21 protein-coding genes are annotated in these 16,153 nt (G+C 39.0%); 15 read left to right on the top strand and 6 right to left on the bottom strand.

Annotated features, from left to right (window positions below; genetic code table 11):
* The first annotated feature begins 248 nt into the window (after window positions 1-248).
* Both IHV12_RS01730 and IHV12_RS01725 read left to right on the top strand, forming a co-directional pair.
* Entirely contained in the window at window positions 249-428 is a 180-nt protein-coding gene (locus IHV12_RS01730; protein ID WP_197132028.1) for an aspartyl-phosphate phosphatase Spo0E family protein, read from the top strand.
* A 78-nt stretch (window positions 429-506) separates the two neighbouring features.
* Window positions 507-863, top strand: a complete 357-nt coding sequence (locus IHV12_RS01725; protein ID WP_197132026.1) for a HesB/IscA family protein — start codon at window positions 507-509, stop codon at window positions 861-863.
* Between the two features lie 58 nt (window positions 864-921).
* Here the strand turns inward: IHV12_RS01725 and IHV12_RS01720 are convergent, their stop codons facing one another.
* From IHV12_RS01720 to IHV12_RS01710, 3 genes are all read right to left on the bottom strand, one after another.
* Window positions 922-1,083 carry a hypothetical protein gene (locus IHV12_RS01720; RefSeq protein ID WP_197189668.1) on the bottom strand — a complete coding sequence of 54 codons (162 nt, stop codon included), beginning with the start codon at window positions 1,081-1,083 and terminating at the stop codon, window positions 922-924.
* A 139-nt stretch (window positions 1,084-1,222) separates the two neighbouring features.
* Window positions 1,223-1,396 carry a hypothetical protein gene (locus IHV12_RS01715; protein ID WP_197189667.1) on the bottom strand — a complete coding sequence of 58 codons (174 nt, stop codon included), beginning with the start codon at window positions 1,394-1,396 and terminating at the stop codon, window positions 1,223-1,225.
* A gap of 82 nt (window positions 1,397-1,478) precedes the next feature.
* Entirely contained in the window at window positions 1,479-2,456 is a 978-nt protein-coding gene (locus tag IHV12_RS01710; RefSeq protein ID WP_197189666.1) for an NAD(P)/FAD-dependent oxidoreductase, read from the bottom strand.
* A gap of 376 nt (window positions 2,457-2,832) precedes the next feature.
* Here IHV12_RS01710 and IHV12_RS01705 point away from each other — a divergent pair, with 376 nt between their 5' ends.
* The 5 genes from IHV12_RS01705 (at window position 2,833) to IHV12_RS01685 (ending at window position 6,172) form a co-directional block, all read left to right on the top strand.
* A complete protein-coding gene (locus tag IHV12_RS01705; protein ID WP_197189665.1) occupies window positions 2,833-4,032 on the top strand; it encodes an NAD(P)/FAD-dependent oxidoreductase in 1,200 nt (399 codons plus the stop codon).
* 77 nt (window positions 4,033-4,109) lie between these two features.
* On the top strand, window positions 4,110-4,592 hold the full coding sequence (locus IHV12_RS01700) for an NUDIX domain-containing protein (protein WP_197132013.1): 483 nt from the start codon (window positions 4,110-4,112) through the stop codon (window positions 4,590-4,592).
* A 250-nt stretch (window positions 4,593-4,842) separates the two neighbouring features.
* Complete coding sequence (locus IHV12_RS01695; protein ID WP_171005383.1) at window positions 4,843-4,974, top strand: YuiA family protein; 132 nt, start codon at window positions 4,843-4,845, stop codon at window positions 4,972-4,974.
* An 81-nt stretch (window positions 4,975-5,055) separates the two neighbouring features.
* Window positions 5,056-5,379 (top strand): YuiB family protein, encoded by a 324-nt coding sequence (locus IHV12_RS01690; RefSeq protein ID WP_197132010.1) that lies wholly within the window; start codon window positions 5,056-5,058, stop codon window positions 5,377-5,379.
* Between the two features lie 112 nt (window positions 5,380-5,491).
* Window positions 5,492-6,172, top strand: a complete 681-nt coding sequence (locus IHV12_RS01685) for a 3D domain-containing protein (protein WP_231620611.1) — start codon at window positions 5,492-5,494, stop codon at window positions 6,170-6,172.
* A gap of 14 nt (window positions 6,173-6,186) precedes the next feature.
* Here the strand turns inward: IHV12_RS01685 and IHV12_RS01680 are convergent, their stop codons facing one another.
* Both IHV12_RS01680 and IHV12_RS01675 read right to left on the bottom strand, forming a co-directional pair.
* On the bottom strand, window positions 6,187-7,017 hold the full coding sequence (locus tag IHV12_RS01680) for an ABC transporter substrate-binding protein (protein ID WP_197189664.1): 831 nt from the start codon (window positions 7,015-7,017) through the stop codon (window positions 6,187-6,189).
* A gap of 13 nt (window positions 7,018-7,030) precedes the next feature.
* Window positions 7,031-7,513 carry a divergent PAP2 family protein gene (locus tag IHV12_RS01675; RefSeq protein ID WP_197132004.1) on the bottom strand — a complete coding sequence of 161 codons (483 nt, stop codon included), beginning with the start codon at window positions 7,511-7,513 and terminating at the stop codon, window positions 7,031-7,033.
* 118 nt (window positions 7,514-7,631) lie between these two features.
* Between IHV12_RS01675 and IHV12_RS01670 the strand changes: the two genes are divergently transcribed.
* From IHV12_RS01670 to IHV12_RS01655, 4 genes are all read left to right on the top strand, one after another.
* Entirely contained in the window at window positions 7,632-8,009 is a 378-nt protein-coding gene (locus IHV12_RS01670; protein ID WP_197189663.1) for a DUF309 domain-containing protein, read from the top strand.
* Window positions 8,010-8,090: 81 nt separating this feature from the next.
* Complete coding sequence (locus IHV12_RS01665) at window positions 8,091-9,578, top strand: leucyl aminopeptidase (RefSeq protein WP_197189662.1); 1,488 nt, start codon at window positions 8,091-8,093, stop codon at window positions 9,576-9,578.
* Window positions 9,579-9,726: 148 nt separating this feature from the next.
* Window positions 9,727-11,046 (top strand): Na+/H+ antiporter family protein, encoded by a 1,320-nt coding sequence (locus tag IHV12_RS01660; protein WP_197189661.1) that lies wholly within the window; start codon window positions 9,727-9,729, stop codon window positions 11,044-11,046.
* A 125-nt stretch (window positions 11,047-11,171) separates the two neighbouring features.
* Window positions 11,172-11,321: a hypothetical protein gene (locus IHV12_RS01655; protein ID WP_197131995.1), complete on the top strand. Its 150-nt coding sequence runs from the start codon at window positions 11,172-11,174 to the stop codon at window positions 11,319-11,321.
* A 48-nt stretch (window positions 11,322-11,369) separates the two neighbouring features.
* Here IHV12_RS01655 and IHV12_RS01650 read toward each other — a convergent pair whose 3' ends face one another.
* Window positions 11,370-12,557 carry a CapA family protein gene (locus tag IHV12_RS01650; RefSeq protein ID WP_231620610.1) on the bottom strand — a complete coding sequence of 396 codons (1,188 nt, stop codon included), beginning with the start codon at window positions 12,555-12,557 and terminating at the stop codon, window positions 11,370-11,372.
* 85 nt (window positions 12,558-12,642) lie between these two features.
* Between IHV12_RS01650 and kynU the strand changes: the two genes are divergently transcribed.
* From kynU to IHV12_RS01630, 4 genes are all read left to right on the top strand, one after another.
* The gene (kynU, locus tag IHV12_RS01645; RefSeq protein WP_197189660.1) at window positions 12,643-13,914 is read left to right on the top strand and encodes a kynureninase; all 1,272 of its coding nucleotides are present in this window, start codon (window positions 12,643-12,645) and stop codon (window positions 13,912-13,914) included.
* A 12-nt stretch (window positions 13,915-13,926) separates the two neighbouring features.
* Window positions 13,927-14,553 (top strand): arylformamidase, encoded by a 627-nt coding sequence (gene kynB / locus IHV12_RS01640; RefSeq protein ID WP_197189659.1) that lies wholly within the window; start codon window positions 13,927-13,929, stop codon window positions 14,551-14,553.
* Window positions 14,554-14,711: 158 nt separating this feature from the next.
* Window positions 14,712-15,014 carry a hypothetical protein gene (locus IHV12_RS01635; protein ID WP_197189658.1) on the top strand — a complete coding sequence of 101 codons (303 nt, stop codon included), beginning with the start codon at window positions 14,712-14,714 and terminating at the stop codon, window positions 15,012-15,014.
* Window positions 15,015-15,020: 6 nt separating this feature from the next.
* Window positions 15,021-16,151, top strand: a complete 1,131-nt coding sequence (locus IHV12_RS01630; protein ID WP_197189657.1) for a conserved virulence factor C family protein — start codon at window positions 15,021-15,023, stop codon at window positions 16,149-16,151.
* The last annotated feature ends 2 nt before the right edge of the window (window positions 16,152-16,153 follow it).

Below are 16,153 nucleotides of genomic sequence, written 5' to 3'. Positions count from 1 at the left end.
AGGCATAAAGCGACACTCTCTCTTTACCAAATTTATACGAATACTTATGTATTAAGAGAATTCAATACATGTCTTAATTGCATAATCATTATAATCCTATTCAAACTTTACGACAAGGGAAGCTGCTTTTACAGATATTAGCACATAAAAAGTTTAATTTTTTTATTAGTGACTCGTTGTCTAATAAATAGAAAAAATGTAAAATAAAAGGAACGGATATGTTGAAAACGAAGAGTGGAGTGACGAAAATGAAAGCCACAATACCAGCCGCTAGACTTGAAAAGATCGAACAATTAGAGGCATTGCGTAATAAAATGATACAGGCGGCGAACGTGTTAGGTCTGCAGCATCCAATGGTGTTAAAATATAGTAGAAAAATTGATGAGACACATAATAAGATTATGGAAATGCAGCAAAAAACCAACTAATCGAAAGCCGATTCCTTGAGGGCTTATTTAAGAGTCGTTATACTATAGATATAGATCCTTATAAGAGGAGTGATCACGATGATCGTTGAAATAACAGATAGTGCAGCGAGTCGAATTAAAGAAATGCTTGCTGATGAAGAAGATCAAAATCAATTTCTCCGTGTAGCGGTAAAAGGCGGCGGATGTACAGGACTTTCTTATGGCATGGGTTTCGATAGTGATAAAAGTGACTCAGACCGAGAAGAGATGATTGAAGGAATCCGCGTGGTTGTGGATGAAGAAAGTGCAAAAGTCCTAAAAGGAACAGTTGTCGACTTTAAACAGAACATGATGGGTGGAGGGTTTACGATTACAAACCCGAACGCAATCGCATCATGTGGCTGTGGATCTTCTTTCCGAACAGCGACAAACGCTGGAACACCAGAAGAGTGTTAAATAAAGTGCGATAATAAAAGCTCCTGCCTCTTATTCAAGAGGCAGGAGCTTTTTTGAGCTAAATGATATTAAAAATAAAAAGCACCCCAAGTATATCTGATAAAACAGCAGCACCGATAAGTAAGAATTTCTTTTGTTTGTGTTGCTCTTTTAAACCAAGAGGCATCAAAAAGGTACCAAGGATAAAGAAAACAATTCCAAGTATTAAACTAATCTCCATTATGTAAGTCTCCTTATCTAAAAAAAGATATAAGAAAACCCGGCGCGCCAACACCGGGTAAAAATTCATATGAGTCAGCGGCACTTGTCCGCCTCAAATACCATGATAACAGAACTAAAGGTTGCTAACCATATGCAATTTATTCCACTGTGTATTTTTCTAGATCTTGTAGCAACTTAGATAAACGTGGAATTTCTTTTTTCGTATCTTCTAGGAAAGATTCGTCTGATATATGAAGCTGATTGATGATCCTTTGCATTTCCTGAAGGCAGTCAGCAGCATGCATTTCCTCTTCAGTAAATTGTCTGTTCATATCTACTCTCTCCCTTATATGACTATTTGAATGATTGAAAATAAAAAGGCGCAGGAGCTTGTTACCCCGCGCCAATAAAAGTTTAGAATAAGCTAGTACTGTGTAAAGGTTGTGTCTTAGCGTTTGGATCGATGTATGATTTAGCATTGTTGATTGCCGTAGGCGCTTCACCAAAACCTGAAGCGATCAACTTTACTTTACCATCATACGTACATACATCACCAGCAGCATAAATCCCTTTTATATTTGTTTCCATTTTTGAGTTAACGACGATTGAGTTTTTTTGAATATCTAACCCCCATGTTTTAATTGGACCTAGAGAGGAGATGAAACCATAGTTTACAACTACAGCATCCACTTCAACGTTCTCTTTAACATCTCCATTCTCTAAAACAACAGCTGAGATATTCTCTCCATCACCGATCAACTCTGTAATTTGATAAGGGGTTTTAACTGCAACTTTTGAATTCATTAACTGCTCGACGCTATGTTCATGAGCACGAAACTTATCACGTCTGTGTGTTAACGTAACTTGTGGAGAAATAGGCTCAAGCATCAATGACCAATCAAGAGCTGAATCTCCGCCACCACAAACTAAAACGCGTTTTCCTGCGAATGCATTCAAATCATTTACGAAATAATGAAGGTTTTTCCCTTCGTATTGTTGAGCGGTTGCCAGTTCTAAACGACGAGGCTGGAATGCACCTACGCCTGCCGTAATTAAAACGGCTTTGCTGTAATGCACGCTTTTATCTGTTGTTAACTCAAAGATTTCTTCGCTTTTTTCAACATTTTGAACCGATTCTTCTAGAACGACTGTTGGGTTAAACTGCATCGCTTGCTCTTTAAGATTATTGACGAGTTCTTGAGCAAGTACTTTAGGAAATCCAGCAACATCATATATGTACTTTTCAGGATAAAGAGCAGATAACTGACCGCCAAGTTGAGGCATGCTCTCAATAATTTTCACCTTCATCTGACGCATGCCACCATAGAAAGCAGCAAACAAGCCTGAAGGTCCTCCGCCAATAATCGTAATATCGTAAATCTCTTTTGTCATAACTTTCACCTCTTCTAGATTTATGACTGACGAACATGTAATATGTTCTGACCAGAACGTGCTATCTCTCATTTTTACATTCTTGAAGGAAGCCCAAAGTCCTCTTTTTGTTTGTAGATTTTGACATTGTCAAACAACGTAATGAAAGGTACTTCACAATAGAAATTGAAACATCATCATAACGAAAAAAGGGTTGAAAAAACAAGAAAAAAGGAATAAGATGAGGGTGTATGGTTAAAAAATGTCGAAATTTCGAACGTTTTTTGCATTTATTTATATCTTATTACGTGAAATATATCACAATCTATTCCTTTCCATCATATTTAATGATTGAAAAGGTCAAACTAAAAAAAATGAGAACTGGAAGTGAATTTAAATGAGTAAGCCAAAAATTCTAATATTAGGCGGCGGCTACGGTGGAATCATGTCAGCTGTCCGTTTACAAAAAGAGCTAGGTTCAGACGAAGCTGAGATCACGTTAGTAAACAAGCACAACTATCATTACCAAACGACGTGGCTTCATGAGAACGCAGCGGGTACATTACATCATGACAAAACACGTATCATGATCGATAACATTATCGACATGAACAAAGTGAACTTTGTTCAAGATACGGTTAAAGAAATCAAAAAAGATGAAAAGCTTGTTATCCTAGATAATCAAGAATTAACATACGACTACTTAATTATTGCTCTTGGTTCTGATCCAGAAACTTTCGGTATCCAAGGTCTTAAAGAGAATGCATTCAGCATTCGCAGCATCAACTCTGTTCGTAAAATTCGCGAGCATATCGACTATTCTTTCGCTCGTTACAATAACGAAGGACAACCTGATGAACTTATTACAATCGTAGTAGGTGGAGCAGGATTTACAGGGATTGAGTTCGTTGGGGAACTAGCTGACCGTGTTCCTGAACTTTGCCGTGAATATGATATTCCTCGTGAAAAAGTTCGTATCGTAAATATTGAAGCTGCTCCAACAGTACTTCCAGGATTTGATGAGGAACTAGTTGAGTATGCAATCAATAACTTAGAACGCCGTGGCGTTGAATTCCTTGTAAGCACACCGATCAAAGAGTGTAATGAAGATGGTGTAATTCTTGCAAATGGCGAAGAGATCAAAGCAGCTACTATCGTTTGGACTGGTGGAGTTCGCGGTAACCACTTAGTTGAAGAAGCTGGATTCGAAACGATGCGCGGACGTGTGAAAGTTGATAAAGACCTTCGCATGCCTGGATTCGAATATATTTTTGTTGCTGGAGACTGTGCACTTATCATCGATGAAGAAGCGAACCGTCCATATCCTCCAACAGCTCAAATCGCGATTCAACAAGCTTACACGATCGGCCGTAACATCAAAGCATTGATGAACGGTGGAAAGCTTGAAGAATTCAAGCCTGATATTAAAGGTACAGTTGCGTCCCTTGGTAAAGGTGAAGCGATTGGTAAAGTTGGAAACAAGAAATTATTTGGTGCAACTGCATCTGCCATGAAAAAAGTAATCGATAACCGCTACCTGTTCTTACTAGGTGGGGTACCGATGGTTATTAAAAAAGGAAAATTAAAACTGTTTTAATGGATAGTGGTAAACTAAGAACAGAAGCGTAAAGCTTCTGTTCTTTTTTATTACGTTGAGAAAGGGCGAGCGTTCGGATGACGAAAAAAGACAGAGGAAATGTTTGGCTTGCAGCAGCTGGTCTACTGATCGATGAGGATGGAAGATGGCTCGTCGTAAAAAAGAATTATGGCGGGCTAAAAGGAAAATGGTCTATTCCAGCTGGCTTTGTAGATGCTGGAGAAACAGTTGATGAAGCGGCGATTCGAGAAGTTTATGAAGAAACAGGCATCGTTGGTGAGGTCAGTACAATACTTGGTATACGCTCAGGTGTTATTAAAGAAACCATTAGTGATAATATGGTTGTTTTTTTATTGAGGAAGAAGCATGGCGATCTTTCACAGCATTCAAGTGAAATTGAAACAGCTGCTCTCATGACGCCTGAAGAACTAAGAGCAGATCCTGATACATCATTAATGATTCATTACTTTATGGAAAGAAAAGTGAAGTTTCTAGAAGATAAAATCAATCCTGGAGACGTATTCGGTTATACGACTTATAAGGTAATGGATTGTAGATAAAAGTACATACTTATCGAAAAAGATTATTGATTCAGGGCTTCCGAAGAGCTCTGTTTATTTTAGTTAAACTCCTTAGAAAGGGTTTTAAACAAGTAACAACAAAAATGTACGAAATATTCTGATAATTAAAGAATGTTCATGATGATTACGCTTACATTGGAGTATTTAGCTTTAAAATCGGTTTTTCATTCCCTCATTTCCTTGTTATTATTATCTGAAAATTTAAACAAAAAAGAGGGAGTGTTACAACATGAGAAAACATGCGATTCAGAAAAAACATGATCAATGTCCATACTGTGAGGGAAAGGGTTATTTTCAGCTCTTGCTTGGAGGATCTGAAACGTGTGTGGAATGCTGCGGAAGCGGTAAAAAAAGAGCTTAAAACCGTAACGCTCTCAAACACGATTGACGTATATGCCCCCGTTTAGTAAACTAACCTAAGGATTATGGGGGTGTCTACATCATGGATTTGCTATTGCCGCAATTCATTATTTCAATGTTGCTGTTTATGGTTCTATTCTTTGGAATCGGTTTCTTATTTAACATGCTTTTACGTGCTACTTGGTTTATGGTTATTCTATATCCAATAGTCGTCATTATGATAGTAGATGACATTCGGTTTTTCGAGTATTTTACAAAACCAGGTACGAGCTTTGGACTACTTGGAAGTGATCTTCTAAATTTGTCAGTATCTGATATTACGATTCTTGCTTGTGGATTGATCGGTGCGATACTTTCCGGAGTTGCCATTAAGATGTTGCGGGTACGCGGTTATCAGATGTTTTAAAAAGCCCCTTATTTAGGGGTTTTTTTATTTGCACTTTTTTCCTTTTATTAAGAAACGGGTATACATAATAACTAGCCTGGGAAGGAATAGATAGGAGAGGAGTGGACAATTTTTGTTGATTTTAAGAAAAATTGTAAAGAGAACCACGATCGTTATCCTATTCATCTGTGCAATATTTACGACATTTCGTTCCATTTCAGGTGTAGAAGCAGATGATCTAGCAACATGGCTAGATGAAACACAGTCAGACAACAAGATTGTTGAGGCTACACTTAGTGTTTTAACAGAGTCCCTGAAGACATTGCCTACAATTTATAAGCCTAACATGATGGTTTCTTCTGCTGAGGTGAAGCAGCGATCCCTTGAAGATGAGATGAATCTTACTCAATATCCTTCAGTTAAAGTAACAGCAACTGGCTATACGGCAGGTCATGAGAGTACAGGAAAGACTAAAAGTCATCCTGCATACGGAATCACCAAATCAGGGTTAAAGGTGAGAAGAGACCTCTATTCTACCATTGCAGCAGATACTTCAATCTTTCCGATCGGCACCGTTCTATGGATTCCAGGATACGGATATGGAGTAGTGGCAGATACTGGATCAGCCATTAAAGGGAACAGGTTAGATCTCTTTTATAATACGGTAGACGAAGTGTATAAAAAGTGGGGCAAGAAAAATATTGATGTGTATATTGTCGAGCGTGGAGACGGTAAGATAACTGAAAATGAACTGAATGATCTAAACGAAGAAAAGTCCATGCAAGTATTCAGACAGCAATACTTATATAAATGATAAAAGCTTCAGGTTTAAGTGACCTGAAGCTTTTTTATGTAGCTTTCCTCTTCTTCTGGTAAGAATGCAGGAAAGTCATTCGGATGAACAAGTGCAGCTAATCGTTTCATTCCGATGATTAACCGTGGTGAGGGTCTACAAAAGAGGGATTCTTCAAGTTTGTAGATTTCAGTGCGCGTGTTAGCTTCTAGATGGTCCCATCCCTCTCTCTTTTTAATGTGGGAAACCTTCATCTTTTCTGTTTTAACACCGACCCAAACCATTCCTATGATATCTGGCTCGCGAGTTACAACATCTTCCCACGATGTTTGAACACTTGCCAATTCTACGTCTTGAAACACGTTTTCTCCGCCAGCAAGATAAGCGATCTCTGAGAGCCAGTTCACCCTACCAGGTGTAAAGATGGGCTTAGGCCACCACTCAAAATATACTTTTTTTCGTTTTTTTATGGAGTTGCTAATTTTATCGTAGTGAGTAATCTCATTCTTCATCCATTCATTTACTTTTTCAGCTTCTGGCAAATGATTTGTTACTTTACCCAAATCGAGCAGATCATTTTGGATATCAGTAAGACTTTGTGGATTATAAATGACATGTGGAATATTACGACGCTCTAATTCCTCTATGTTTTTCTCCATTCCAGGTACACTTAAACTAGCTAGTACAAGATCAGGCTCTAGAGATTGAAGTTTATACATATCAATCGATAAATCTGGACCTAATCTCGGAAGTTGTTCAATTTCTTTTGGCCAATCTGAAAAGTCATCGACTCCGACCAACATTGATGTTAATCCTAAAAAATGCAATAGTTCCGTATTGCTTGGGCAAATTGAAATGATTCTCAAAGAGAAGAACCTCCTATGATATGAACAACCATGATAAGAGTAATGTTTGAAGAATACCAAGAAGTCCGCCAAAGAACACTTCACTAGGACGATGTCCAAGAAGTTCTTTTAATTCTTTTCTTTGTTCTTCCACCTTTTTTTCCTGAAATTTCTCTGATTCTCTTACGTGGTTTCTGAATTCCTCTACTAAATCATTCAATACTGCTGCTTGTTCTCCTGCATGCCAACGGATACCTTTTGCATCGTACATGACGATGATCGCAAACATGGCAGCGATGGCGAAGAGAGTTGAACCTGTACCGTGCAAGGCTCCAACGGCAGTTGCTAAGGAAGTAACAGAAGCTGAATGTGAACTTGGCATTCCTCCTGTACTTATAAATAACTCCCATCTAATTTTTCTAGTATGATAAAAATGGATAGGGATTTTTAAGAATTGTGCAGAAAATACACCAAGTAAAGCTGCTATCAATGGAAAATTTAATAGAATATCTGGCATGGGGACTATCCTTTCAATATGGTGGTTTATAGTATGGCTGTTTTAGATAGTTGTTACCCGATTTAGGTACAGTTCAATCTTTTACTAATATTGAACGAAAGAGGGGGAGGGAGTAAGAATGGAGTATTTTCCTCAAGAATATTACGAGTTTTTTATTGTTTTTAACGATGGAGATTATTACACAGGACACGATTTGTTAGAAGCGATCTGGCTCACAGATCGCAGTAACTTGTTCATCAAAGGACTGCTACAGATGACGGTTGCTCTCTATCACTATGAATATGGAAACCTTAAAGGGGCAAGGCAAATGATGAGGGTAGCTAAAGAGTATCTATCTTCTTATAAACCATCGTATTGGCAGCTGGATGTAGAGAGAGTATTAATGTTTATTGAGCATTGCCTTGGAGTTATACCATCAGTTCCAGACAGGGTAAGATTTGAAGAAGTTGTTCAATTGCCAGCCCTGCCAAAACTTTATATAAATTTAGAAGAATAAAGCAACGTGAATTCGAAATATTCTAAAAGAAAGAGTATAATGAGAAGCAGAGCTTTATAACGAAAAAGGGGGAACTTTAACATGTTTACGATCAAACAACTTTGGAATACCAGCGAACAAGAAGAAGTCCTACTGGTCGGTTTATTTCAAGAACCAAAACTTACTGGTGTAATGGCAGATATGGATAATGAATTAAAAGGAATAATGACTGATCTTATAAAAGACGGTGATTTATCAAATCGCCTAAAAAGCATCAAAAAACTTAATACGCTAGGTCAGCTTGGAACGAAAAGAATCTATTTTGCGGGTTTAGGCAAACGCGAAGATTTCACGTATGACAAAGCAAGAAGCACATTTGGAAGAGCGGTACAAGAAATTACAAAAGAAAAGAGAAAACAATTTTCTATATTGCTAGATACGTTCCATACAGATCAGCTCCCTATGGAAAAGCTTGCACATGCCTTTAGTGAAGCTGCAGGTACCGCGGTTTATAAATTTGAAGACTACAAAAAGAAAACGAATGAACCACAAAAACGGCTAGAAGGGGTTACTGTATATACGGAAAACAGTGAGGCTGAAGCTGGGCTGACGAGCGGGTTTGCTTATGCGAAAGGGATTAACTTTGCTCGAGATCTTGTGAACACGCCAGCGAATCTTCTTACACCTACAGATCTTGCTGCTGAAGCAATTGATGTGGCGCTCGAATATGGCATGGAATATGAGATCCTTGAAAAGGAAGACATGGAGAAGCTAGGAATGGGAGCGATACTCGCGGTTAGTAAAGGGTCAGATCAGCTTCCTAAATTGATCACAGTAAAATATCAAGGCGGTAAAAAGGAAGATTCGTATGTTGCCTTAGTCGGAAAAGGATTAACATTTGATGCGGGCGGTTATTCGATCAAACCAGCTTTAAACATGCATGAAATGAAGAGCGATATGGGTGGAAGTGCAGCTGTATTGGGAGCGATGGAGGCGATCGGCCGTCTGAAGCCAGAGATTAATATCATGTTTGTGATTCCATCCTCAGAGAACTTGATCAACGGAGAGGCTATGAAGCCAGGAGATGTGATCACTTCACTGAGTGGTAAGACAATTGAAGTTCGCAACACGGATGCAGAAGGGCGTCTTATCCTAGCTGATGCGATTACGTATGCAAAGGAACAAGGAGCAAAATATATTGTTGACGTTGCCACTTTAACTGGCGGAGTTGTTGTTGCACTCGGAGATTGTACAACAGGTGCTCTTACCAACGATGAAGAGTTCTATGAACATATTAAGCAATCTGCAGCTGATGAAGCAGAATTATTGTGGCTCCTGCCAAGTTTTCAGCCATTTAAAGATATGTTAAAAACAAGTGATGTTGCAGACCTAAACAACTCAACAGGCAGACTGGGTCATGCCATTACAGGTGGATTGTTTGTAGGCGAGTTCGCTGAAAATACGCCTTGGGTCCACTTAGATATCGCAGGTACTGCGTATTCTGGAAAATCTACAGAGTTAGGTCCAAAAGGAGCAACGGGTGTTATGGTTCGAACACTCGTTAACTTCGTAAGAAACTTTAAAGCATAATCAATAATCGAAGCTGGTTCTCACTGATGAGAGCCAGTTTTTGTTTTGGGTTTGACAAAATCCCGTTATCCATGTTAATTTGTTAAAGGTTTAACATATTAGTGATTTAGCGAAATAAAGCAATAAAGTTATTTGAGGAGGAAATGAAATGAATGCTGTGGTATTAGCGGTAGCTGTTATGCTAGTACTTAGCCTTTTACGTATACATGTTGTCGTAGCTTTGTTAATCGGAGCCTTAGTAGGCGGGTTCGTAGCAGGAATGGGTTTAACAGAAACCATAACAGTATTTACTGAGGGGTTAGGATCGAATGCAGTCATCGCATTAAGTTATGCGTTATTGGGAAGTTTTGCTGTAGCGTTATCTCGTACAGGACTTCCAAAACTGATGGTTGAAAAAGCTATCGTATTGGTTGGAAAAGAAGGAGAATCAAAAAAGAAGTCGTTATCAAAAGTACTAATCTTATTTATCATCCTTATGATTTCTTCATTCTCCCAAAACTTGATTCCAGTTCATATTGCGATCATTCCAATCTTCATTCCACCATTGTTGCACGTTTTAAATGAACTGCAGCTTGATCGTAGGTTAGTTGCAACTGTTATTACGTTTGGACTGGTCACACCTTATATGTGGTTTCCGGTAGGATTCGGAGGAATCTTTCATGAGATTCTTCAGACAAACATGAAGGATAGTGGATTAACTGTAAAGATGGATCAGATTCCTGCTGCGATGACGATTCCATCTCTAGGCATGATTGTAGGTCTATTGATCGCTGTCTTTATTACGTATCGTAAACCACGCAAGTATGAAGATAGAACGACCGGAATGACTAAAACAGATGATGTATCTTATACAGCTCGTTCCATCATTGTAGCTGTTTTGGCTATTGTCGCTACATTGTTTGTACAATTACAAACGGACTCAATGATCTTCGGAGCTTTATCAGGGATTATCGTTCTGTATTTCAGCGGACAGTTAAAGTTGAATGCTTCAGATGCAATATTAACCGAAGGTATGAAAATGATGTCGTATATTGGATTTGTTATGATCACTGCCGCAGGTTTTGCAGCAGTAATGCGCGAGACAGGAGAAGTAGAAACATTAGTTAAAGACAGTGCTTCATTTATCGGTAACTCAACTGCTCTCGGCGTACTGTTAATGCTAGTTATCGGTCTGCTCGTAACAATGGGAATCGGTTCATCGTTCTCAACAATTCCTATCATAACAACAATCTTCGTACCCTTAGCTGGAGAATTAGGACTAAGCGTTATGGCGACGATCGCGTTGATCGGTACAGCGGCTGCGTTAGGTGATGCAGGTTCCCCTGCTTCTGACAGTACACTTGGACCTACCTCTGGTCTTAATGTTGATAATCAGCATAATCACATCTGGGATACGTGTGTACCGACATTTTTGCATTACAACATCCCATTAATCGCTTTTGGATTTATTGCAGCGATGGTACTATAAAAAAGTTTGTTTTCACTGAGAAACCGCCATGTGCGGTTTTTTTGTTCATCATCAGAAATTTATCGGTTCATCGCATGCTATTTTTCAGCATAAATACACATGCTAAAAACAAGGAGGGAAAGACCATGACAAAACGGAAACACGCTTGGGACGCAGCGGCGAAAAACAACTCAACACCAACAGAAAGCATGACAAATGTAGAATTTTCTGATGAAAAATTTAGTGATGAATTACCAAAAAGAGATACCCAAAGCCCAAGATCAAAAGGAAAGTAAAAGTAAGCTGACTCCTAAAAAGCAGGAGTCAGCTATTTTTATGAAGGATTATTCAAAAAAAGTAAGTTCGGGAACCCACTGCTTCATATGTGTTTTTATTTCTTCATAAGATTTTTTCATTGCAGGTAAGTCTTTCATCGGTTGAATTACAAAAGCTTGATCTACATGGGTCGGCAGAAATTTCGGTTCTGATAATTCAATGGTTTTTTCCGATCCTTTTTGCCGTTTTGTTACCTTCAGCTGAACGATCCCACCGATGTCTTTATATTCTCGTCTCTGACCAGATAAGAAATTACCGAGAGAATAAGCGACGAACGTTTTTGATCCGTCACTTGCGGTCTCCCATTTTACAGGCTGAAGAACATGAGGGTGGTGACCGATGATGATGTCTCCGCCTGCTTCGGTTACAACTTTTACGATATTCTTTTGAAACTCATTCGGCATCCTTTCATACTCGTTTCCGAAATGAAGAGATACCACATTCACATCAGATAACTTTCTAGCCTCTTTAATGTCTCGCTTGATTCGCTCTACTTCAATCAGATTGACAAGATGATCCTTGCCTGTAGGTACAGGAATTCCGTTCGTTCCGTATGTATAACTCAAAAAGGATAACGTAATGTCATTTCTTTTGATCAGTCTAATATTTTGTCTGTCTTTGTCTGTTAAATATGAACCGGTGTACATCACATCTATTTGATTCCAATAGTTCAAGGCACTTACGATCGCTTTTTCTCCACGGTCAAGTGTGTGGTTGTTTGCTAAGGTAACGAGATCAACACCGTTTGCTTTTAAAGCATCACCTACTTCATGTGGTGAATTGAACGAGGGATAGGACGATAGACCAAGCTGTGTACCACCAATCATTGTTTCTTGGTTAGCAATCGTAATATCAGGCTCGGTTAAATATGATTTTACTGAGGTGAAGTTGCGATTAAAATTATAGCCTTTTGCAGTTTTCGCTTTATTATAAACCGTATCATGAATCAAGATGTCACCAACTGCAGCAAGTGTGAGATCTGTTTTTATTTCTTCAGGCTCCGGAGAAATCGGCTCTGTCTTTATTTCTTCTGGCGTAGATGTGTTTTCTTGTTTCGGTATCTTTTTTTCTTCTACCGTTTGTAAATCTGCGTTATTATACATATATATAAATGCGATTGTCGAAAAGAATACGACTACAATACCTGTGAACCACCAAAGACGTTTCAGTGGTAACACCCCCTTTCTGTCTATCATAATGGAAGAAGAGGGGATATGTATATGTCAAATTACTCTGTATTGGAAACGGTTTCAATTCTTGCATTCGGGAGGAAAGTACAAAATGAGACAAATCACAGCGCAAACAGTAGACCTTATGGACCAAAATGATGAACTGGCTTCTTTTAAAGAAGAGTTCTATACAAAAGATGAATCAATCTATCTAGATGGAAACTCGCTAGGTCTTCTATCTAAACGTGCAGAACAATCTTTGCTAGATGTATTAAATGACTGGAAAGAGAATGGAATTGACGGATGGATGGGTGGTAAATACCCATGGTTTACTCTTAGTGAAAAACTTGCTGAGAAACTTGCTATATTGGTTGGAGCTGAAGCGAAAGAAGTGATCGTAACAGGTTCAACTACTGTAAATCTTCATCAATTGGTCGCTACGTTTTTTGAACCAAAAGAGGGAAGAACGAAGATATTAGCAGATGAGCTCACTTTCCCTTCTGATATTTATGGATTACAAAGTCAGTTAAAATTAAAGGGGCTCAATCCAGATACTGATTTGATTCAAGTAGGAAGCAAAAATGGTTTAACGCTGGATGAACAGGATATCATCGATAAGATGACAGAGGATGTAGCTCTTATCTTACTTCCATCTGTCCTATATAGAAGCGGGCAATTGTTAGACATAGAACGTTTAACGCATGAAGCACATAAAAGAAATATACCAATCGGATTCGATCTTTGTCACTCGATCGGAGCTCTGCCTCACGAACTCAGTAAATGGGGCGTTGATTTTGCATTTTGGTGCAATTACAAATACGTAAATGGAGGTCCTGGTGGAGTCGGTGGATTGTACGTCAATAAAAAGCATTTCACGAAAACGCCCGGACTATCTGGCTGGTTTGGGAGCAAAAAGGAAACACAGTTTGATATGGATCACCATTTTGATGCGGAAAATTCTGCGGGGGGTTACCAGATTGGAACACCTCATATGCTGAGCACAGCACCATTGATCGGATCGTTATCTATTTTTGAGGAAGCCAAGATTGACCGCATTCGTACGAAATCTTTAAAGTTAACGACTCTGCTCATGGACTTGTTGAATCAAGAGCTTGAAAACGAGTTTACGATTGTAAATCCACTAGACGATAAAAGAAGAGGCGGGCATGTTGCTATCATGCATAATGATTCTGCGAGAATTTGCAAGGCATTAAAAGACAAGGGCATCGTTCCGGATTTTAGAGCACCTAACATTATTCGTTTAGCTCCTGTGGCATTGTATAATTCATATCGTGATGTATTCGAAGCAGTCAAAATATTAAGCAAGATCATGAAAAATCGTGAATATGAGAAGTATGAAAATAAGAGAGAAGTTATTGCATAAGGAGTGGCAGTCGTGAAATTATTTGATATATCCATGCCGCTTTACAACGGAGTACCAGGTTGGCCAGGGGATACACCCTATCACTTCAATCTTGCTTGGACGAAAGAAGATTCTGGTTCTGTAAACGTTGGAAAAGTGGAGATGAGCACACATACCGGTACACATATTGATGCACCTTATCACTTCACGAATAGCGGAGAAAGGATCGGGGGCTTACACCTCGACTTATATGTGGGACCAGCGGTCGTTATTGATGTGACGAACGCTAAAGAGATAACGGCTGAGACAGTGAAAGATAAACTGCAAGCTGGTACAAAACGAGTTCTGTTTAAAACAAGATGTTGGACAGATCGGTCCGTGTTTCCAAAACAGATCGTGCCTATATTACCAGAAGTGGTTAAACTGTTTAGTGAGTGCGGAGTCGGCTTGGTCGGTGTAGATATGCCTTCCGTTGATCCACTAGATAGCAAAGAGCTATGTGCACATCATGCTCTTTTTGAGCACAACATTCATATATTAGAAGGACTTGTATTAGATGAAGTGCCTGAAGGAGAATACGAGTTGATCGCTCTTCCACTTTCCCTTGACGAGGCTGATGGAAGTCCTGTGAGAGCCGTTCTTAGAGAACTAGTAAAATAACTTTCATAAAAACAAACACGAAATGATGTGTTTGTTTTTTCTTTTTGTAATAATATTTGATGATGGGTCTCGCAGTGTTGCTAAAGTAAAACCCGCATTTTTGAGATTTTACCTATTGTTCCTTATAATAGATAAGAGATATTACTTGGAGGACGGCTATGTACAAATATGGATTTACTAATTATTTTGAAGGAACCTTACACTTTACAGGGCATGATGTGGTGCAGGTTGGTCCATGGACAAATGTATATGTTTCTTTTGAGATAGACAACCTTGAGATTTTTCCTGAAGGACTCAATGAGCCGAGTGCGTTAGCTGTCTATAATGGAAATGGTGAGCTGCAAGAAATCATTGCGCACGATGAAGGTGTTGATTGTGAATATAAGTTCACGGACAAGGAAAAAGAACAGATCAACGAATATCTGCTACGCATAGATTTGAAACACGAAAATGAGGAGTGAGTGAAAATGAAAATTACAGGTATCGAACCAACTCCAAGCCCAAATTCAATGAAGATTAACCTAACAGAAACTCTGCCGGGATCTGAACGTTACAACTATAAGAAAGATGAAGCTGAGAATGCTCCAGAATTTATTCAAAAGATCCTTAAAGTGGACGGAGTTAAAAGCATTTATCATGTTTCAGACTTTATTGCACTAGAACGAAACCCTCGTGCGAAATGGGAAGATGTACTCGCAGGAGTTAGATCCGTTTTTGGTCAAGAAGAAGAGCTTGATACTTCTGATCAACAAGCTCAGCAAGAAGATGAGATAAAAGAAATTACGGTTCTTGTTCAGATGTTTAGAGGACTTCCTATGCAGATCAAACTTAAAACCGAACAGGAAGAAAGACGAGTAGGACTCGCTGAGCAATTTGGTAAAGCTGCACTAGAGGCTCAAGATTCTTCCGACAACCTTGTTATGGAAAGACAATGGGAAGATCAAGGAGTTCGTTATGGTACATTTGAGCAAGTAGGCAGTGAAGTAGCCGAAGAGCTATCAGCCGTCTATCCTCAAGAACGATTAGATCAATTAGTAAAACAAGCATATAGCACAAATACCGAACAAGAAGTTGAAGTCGAAACACTTTCCACTTCAGAAGTAGCGAAACAACTTCGCGACTCAGATTGGCAGACGCGTTATGCGGCATTAGAACGAATAAACCCATCTATTGATGATGTAATGGTATTGAAACAGGCTCTTAAAGACGAAAAACCTTCTATAAGACGTTTGGCTGTCGTCTATTTAGGAATGATCGAGGATGAAGCTGTGCTACCTCTCTTATACTTAGCTCTTGAGGATAAGAATGTTTCGGTAAGACGTACAGCAGGTGATGCATTATCTGATCTAGGAAATGCAAAAGCCATCCCTGTAATGTGTGATGCATTATCCGATAAAAATAAACTAGTAAGATGGAGAGCGGCGCGCTTCTTATTTGAAGTTGGTGACGAGACAGCACTTCCTGCTTTAAAAGCAGCTCAAGATGATCCTGAGTTTGAAGTATCTCTTCAAGTGAAAATTGCGATCGAACGGATCCAAAGCGGTGAAGAAGCAGCGGGTACAGTGTGGCAACAGATGACAAAGAGTCGCGAACAATAAAA

The organism is Fictibacillus sp. 7GRE50 (assembly GCF_015903875.1).
Lineage (GTDB): Bacteria > Bacillota > Bacilli > Bacillales > Fictibacillaceae > Fictibacillus > Fictibacillus phosphorivorans.
Note: the sequence above shows the minus strand (reverse complement) of the source record. Positions and strands in the feature narration are given on the sequence as shown.

What these genes read in the sequence shown, in the direction of transcription:
- IHV12_RS01655 (WP_197131995.1), top strand. Translation starts at nt 11,172, where the DNA reads ATGACAAAACGGAAACACGCTTGGGACGCAGCGGCGAAAAACAACTCA.
- IHV12_RS01715 (WP_197189667.1), bottom strand. Translation starts at nt 1,396, where the DNA reads ATGAACAGACAATTTACTGAAGAGGAAATGCATGCTGCTGACTGCCTT.
- IHV12_RS01720 (WP_197189668.1), bottom strand. Translation starts at nt 1,083, where the DNA reads ATGGAGATTAGTTTAATACTTGGAATTGTTTTCTTTATCCTTGGTACC.
- kynU (WP_197189660.1), top strand. Translation starts at nt 12,643, where the DNA reads ATGAGACAAATCACAGCGCAAACAGTAGACCTTATGGACCAAAATGAT.
- IHV12_RS01660 (WP_197189661.1), top strand. Translation starts at nt 9,727, where the DNA reads ATGAATGCTGTGGTATTAGCGGTAGCTGTTATGCTAGTACTTAGCCTT.
- IHV12_RS01710 (WP_197189666.1), bottom strand. Translation starts at nt 2,456, where the DNA reads ATGACAAAAGAGATTTACGATATTACGATTATTGGCGGAGGACCTTCA.
- IHV12_RS01675 (WP_197132004.1), bottom strand. Translation starts at nt 7,513, where the DNA reads ATGCCAGATATTCTATTAAATTTTCCATTGATAGCAGCTTTACTTGGT.
- IHV12_RS01635 (WP_197189658.1), top strand. Translation starts at nt 14,712, where the DNA reads ATGTACAAATATGGATTTACTAATTATTTTGAAGGAACCTTACACTTT.
- IHV12_RS01630 (WP_197189657.1), top strand. Translation starts at nt 15,021, where the DNA reads ATGAAAATTACAGGTATCGAACCAACTCCAAGCCCAAATTCAATGAAG.
- IHV12_RS01705 (WP_197189665.1), top strand. Translation starts at nt 2,833, where the DNA reads ATGAGTAAGCCAAAAATTCTAATATTAGGCGGCGGCTACGGTGGAATC.
- IHV12_RS01670 (WP_197189663.1), top strand. Translation starts at nt 7,632, where the DNA reads ATGGAGTATTTTCCTCAAGAATATTACGAGTTTTTTATTGTTTTTAAC.
- IHV12_RS01650 (WP_231620610.1), bottom strand. Translation starts at nt 12,557, where the DNA reads ATGATAGACAGAAAGGGGGTGTTACCACTGAAACGTCTTTGGTGGTTC.
- IHV12_RS01695 (WP_171005383.1), top strand. Translation starts at nt 4,843, where the DNA reads ATGAGAAAACATGCGATTCAGAAAAAACATGATCAATGTCCATACTGT.
- IHV12_RS01665 (WP_197189662.1), top strand. Translation starts at nt 8,091, where the DNA reads ATGTTTACGATCAAACAACTTTGGAATACCAGCGAACAAGAAGAAGTC.
- IHV12_RS01725 (WP_197132026.1), top strand. Translation starts at nt 507, where the DNA reads ATGATCGTTGAAATAACAGATAGTGCAGCGAGTCGAATTAAAGAAATG.
- IHV12_RS01730 (WP_197132028.1), top strand. Translation starts at nt 249, where the DNA reads ATGAAAGCCACAATACCAGCCGCTAGACTTGAAAAGATCGAACAATTA.
- IHV12_RS01700 (WP_197132013.1), top strand. Translation starts at nt 4,110, where the DNA reads ATGACGAAAAAAGACAGAGGAAATGTTTGGCTTGCAGCAGCTGGTCTA.
- IHV12_RS01690 (WP_197132010.1), top strand. Translation starts at nt 5,056, where the DNA reads ATGGATTTGCTATTGCCGCAATTCATTATTTCAATGTTGCTGTTTATG.